This window comes from Parafrankia sp. FMc2 (genome assembly GCF_041008525.1).
Taxonomy (GTDB): Bacteria; Actinomycetota; Actinomycetes; order Frankiales; family Frankiaceae; genus Parafrankia.
On sequence record NZ_JBFLUG010000295.1, the window covers coordinates 1 to 3567 of the forward strand.

At 70.2% G+C, this 3567-nt stretch carries 4 protein-coding genes; 2 read left to right on the top strand and 2 right to left on the bottom strand.

Annotated elements, in window-relative coordinates; all coding sequences use genetic code 11:
- Together AB1460_RS36315 and AB1460_RS36320 are read left to right on the top strand one after the other, a co-directional pair.
- Positions 1–881 (top strand): carbohydrate ABC transporter permease (locus tag AB1460_RS36315; protein WP_420497455.1); only part of this gene is annotated, 881 nt, incomplete at its 5' end.
- A gap of 8 nt (positions 882–889) precedes the next feature.
- On the top strand, positions 890–2101 hold the full coding sequence (locus tag AB1460_RS36320; RefSeq protein WP_368967024.1) for an ABC transporter ATP-binding protein: 1212 nt from the start codon (positions 890–892) through the stop codon (positions 2099–2101).
- A gap of 48 nt (positions 2102–2149) precedes the next feature.
- Here the strand turns inward: AB1460_RS36320 and AB1460_RS36325 are convergent, their stop codons facing one another.
- Both AB1460_RS36325 and AB1460_RS36330 read right to left on the bottom strand, forming a co-directional pair.
- A complete protein-coding gene (locus AB1460_RS36325) occupies positions 2150–2827 on the bottom strand; it encodes a uracil-DNA glycosylase (protein ID WP_368967025.1) in 678 nt (225 codons plus the stop codon).
- A gap of 76 nt (positions 2828–2903) precedes the next feature.
- Complete coding sequence (locus tag AB1460_RS36330) at positions 2904–3557, bottom strand: metalloprotease (protein WP_368967027.1); 654 nt, start codon at positions 3555–3557, stop codon at positions 2904–2906.
- Between the last annotated feature and the right edge of the window lie 10 nt (positions 3558–3567).

Below are 3567 nucleotides of genomic sequence, written 5' to 3' on the forward strand. Positions count from 1 at the left end.
CCCCCACCCCTGCCCCCGCCGCCGGCCGCCGGGCGGGCACCGCCCGGCGGCCGTCACGGGACCGCACCGCGCTGGCGGGCTGGTCGGCCGCGAACCTTGTCATCGTCGCCCTGTCGCTGGTGCCGCTGCTGTGGCTGGTGTCGCTGTCCTTCAAGACCCCGGGCAGCATCACCGACGGCCGTTTCATCCCGCGGGAATGGACCCTCGAGAACTACCGGGAGATCTTCGGAGAGTCCCTCTTCACCCGGGCGCTGCTGAACAGCCTGGGGATCGCGCTCATCTCCACCGTGCTCGCGGTGGCACTCGGCGCGATGGCCGCCTACGCGATCGCCCGGCTCGCCTTCCCCGGCAAGCGGCTGCTCGTCGGGCTGGCGCTGCTGATCGCCATGTTCCCGCAGATCTCCCTGGTCAGCCCGCTGTTCAACCTGTGGCGCCAGATCGGTATCTTCGACACCTGGATCGGGCTGATCATTCCCTACCTGACGTTCTCCCTGCCGTTGGCCATCTACACCCTGTCGGCCTTCTTCCGGGAGATTCCCTGGGATCTGGAGAAGGCCGCACAGGTCGACGGAGCCACCCCGCGGCAGGCCTTCCTGCGGGTTATCGCCCCGTTGGCCGCGCCGGGCATGGTGACCACCGCGATCCTGATCTTCATCTTCTGCTGGAACGACTTCCTGTTCGCGATCTCGCTGACGTCGACGGAGCAGTCGCGGACGGTCCCGGCCGCCATCGCGTTCTTCACCGGTGCGTCGCAGTTCGCCCAGCCGATCGGGTCGATCGCGGCGGCGGCCGTCGTCATCACCATCCCCATCATCGTCTTCGTCCTGCTGTTCCAACGTCGGATCGTCGCCGGGCTGACCTCCGGCGCGGTGAAGGGATAGGCCCGGCCATGGCGGACATCGTTCTCGACCACGTCACCAAGAGATACCCCGACGGCCGGCTCGCGGTCGACGACGCCAGCCTCTCCATCGCCGACGGCGAGTTCGTCATCCTCGTCGGCCCGTCCGGGTGCGGGAAGTCGACCACCCTGAACATGATCGCCGGCCTGGAGGACATCTCCTCCGGCGAACTGCGCATCGGCGGGAAGGTGGTCAACGACCTGGCGCCGAAGGACCGCGACATCGCCATGGTGTTCCAGAGCTACGCGCTGTACCCGCACATGTCGGTACGGAAGAACATGGGTTTCGCGCTGGCGCTGGCGAAAAGACCGAAGGAGGAGATCAACCGGAAGGTCGAGGAGGCCGCCCGGGTACTCGACCTCACCGAACACCTGGACCGCAGGCCGGCGCAGCTCTCCGGCGGGCAGCGCCAGCGGGTCGCGATGGGCCGCGCCATCGTCCGCTCGCCGAAGGCGTTCCTGATGGACGAGCCGCTGTCCAACCTGGACGCCAGACTGCGGGTGCAGATGCGCACCGAGGTCTCCCGCATCCAGAACCGGCTCGGCACGACGATGGTGTACGTCACCCACGACCAGACCGAGGCGATGACACTGGGCGACCGGGTGGCGGTGCTGCGAGCCGGGCGGATCCAGCAGGTCGGCACGCCGAGCGAGCTGTACGGCCGGCCGGCGACCGTGTTCGTCGCCGGTTTCATCGGCTCACCCGGGATGAACTTCGTGCCGGCGACCGTCGAGGAGGGCGAGCTGCGCACCCCCCTCGGGACGATCGTCCCGGACGAGCGGCAGCGGCGGCTGCTGGAAGGCTGGAACGGAACGACGGACGGCGGCCGTTCGCTGATCGTCGGCGTGCGGCCCGAACACTTCGAGGACGCGGCCCTGGAGGCGGTGAAGGACCGTCCGGGACTGCGGTGCACGGTCACGGTGGACGTGCTGGAACGGCTCGGCTCGGACAGCTACGTCTACTTCACCCTCCAGGGCGGGCGCGCCCGGACCGCCGACCTCGACGAGCTGGCACACGACGCCGGGACGGTCGAGCTGTCCAGCGGGGCGGAACAGGTCGTCGCCCGCCTCGACGCGGCCAGCCGCATCCGCGAGGGCGAGAAGGCCGAGCTGTGGCTGGACGCCCACCAGCTGCACCTGTTCGATCCCGACACCGGCCGCAACCTTGATGCCCCGGCACGGCCTGACGCGGCCGGGGCATGACCCGACAGCCCCACGCCAGCTCAGCCCTGCCAGGAACGCCAGGGAACGCTAGGGAAGGAGCCAGTCGACGGGTTGGGCGCCCTGGCCGAGCAGGTGGTCGTTGGCGCGGCTGAACGGCCGGGAGCCGAAGAATCCACGGTCCGCGGAGCGCGGCGACGGGTGGGCGGACTCGATGGTCGGGGTGGAGGGCAGGAACGGGCGCAGGCTGCGCGCGTCGGCACCCCAGAGGATCGCGACCAGCGGGGTGCCCCGGGCAGCCAGGGCACGGATCGCCTGCTCGGTGACGTCCTCCCAGCCCTTGCCCCGATGCGCACCCGGCTGGCGCGGCGCCGTCGTCAGCACCCTGTTCAACAACAGCACCCCCTGCCGGGTCCACGGCGTGAGGTCACCGTTCGTGGGCCTGGGCACGCCGACATCCGCGGACAGCTCCTGGAAGATGTTCACCAGGCTGCCTGGTAGCCGGCGCACCTCGGGCGCGACCGCGAAGCTGTACCCGATGGCCATGCCCGGGGTCGGGTAGGGATCCTGCCCGACAATGAGGACGCGGACGTCGTCGAAAGGCTGCTGGAAGGTCCGCAGCACATGCTCGCCCGCCGGCAGGTAGCTGCGCCCCGCCGCGATCTCCGCGCGCAGGAAGTCACCCATGGCGGCGATGCGGTCCGCCACCGGCTCCAGGGCCTTCGCCCAGCCTGGTTCGAGGATGTCCTGCAGAGGTTGTGCCGGCATGGCCGCTCACCCTATCGGGGGGTGCTGCGCCCCGATGCAGGGTCGTGCCGCGCTGCCCGGCGATGCTGACCGCCGATCAGAAGGCGACGCTGCCGGTGGGTGACTCGCCGAGGCGGAAGCAGGTGTCGTTGTCGCGCAGGTAGCCGAAGGCGAACGCCTGGGCGCGCTGGCGGGGTGTGCCGTGGGCACCGTCCGAGGTGGCGGTCTCGCGGTCGAACCAGCCACGGTCGCGGGTGTCGCCGAGGCTGAAGAACAGCAGGGCGCCGGAGAACGCGTCGCCGAGGTCGAGCCGGTCGGCGTCGGTGGCGAGGCGTGCCTGGCTGCCGGCGAGGCAGTCGGCCTGGTTCTCCTCCGCGCGGGACACGACTCCGACGCGGCCGGAAAGGGTCGACGCCCGATGGGCAAGTTCATGCATGATCACGTACATCGGGTAGGACGGGCCACCGATGTCGTGCAGCTCGGTCATGAAGTCGACGCTGTAGGCGATGGTGTCGTCGGCTGTGCAGTAGAGGGCGTTACCGGCGAACGCGGCCGGGTCGGATTCGCCTTCCGCGCAGGCGATGGGCGGGATCTCGCCGTCGCGGTAGGCGATGTAGCGGGGCACCGTCCACTGCCAGGGCTGCGACAAAGTCGTGATCGGCGTGTCGGCTGGCGTCGCGGGCTGGTAGCGGCTACGGCGTCGCGGTGAGAACGGCCCGGGAACAGGCGGACGCGGCGCCCACGGGATGATCGAGGTTCCT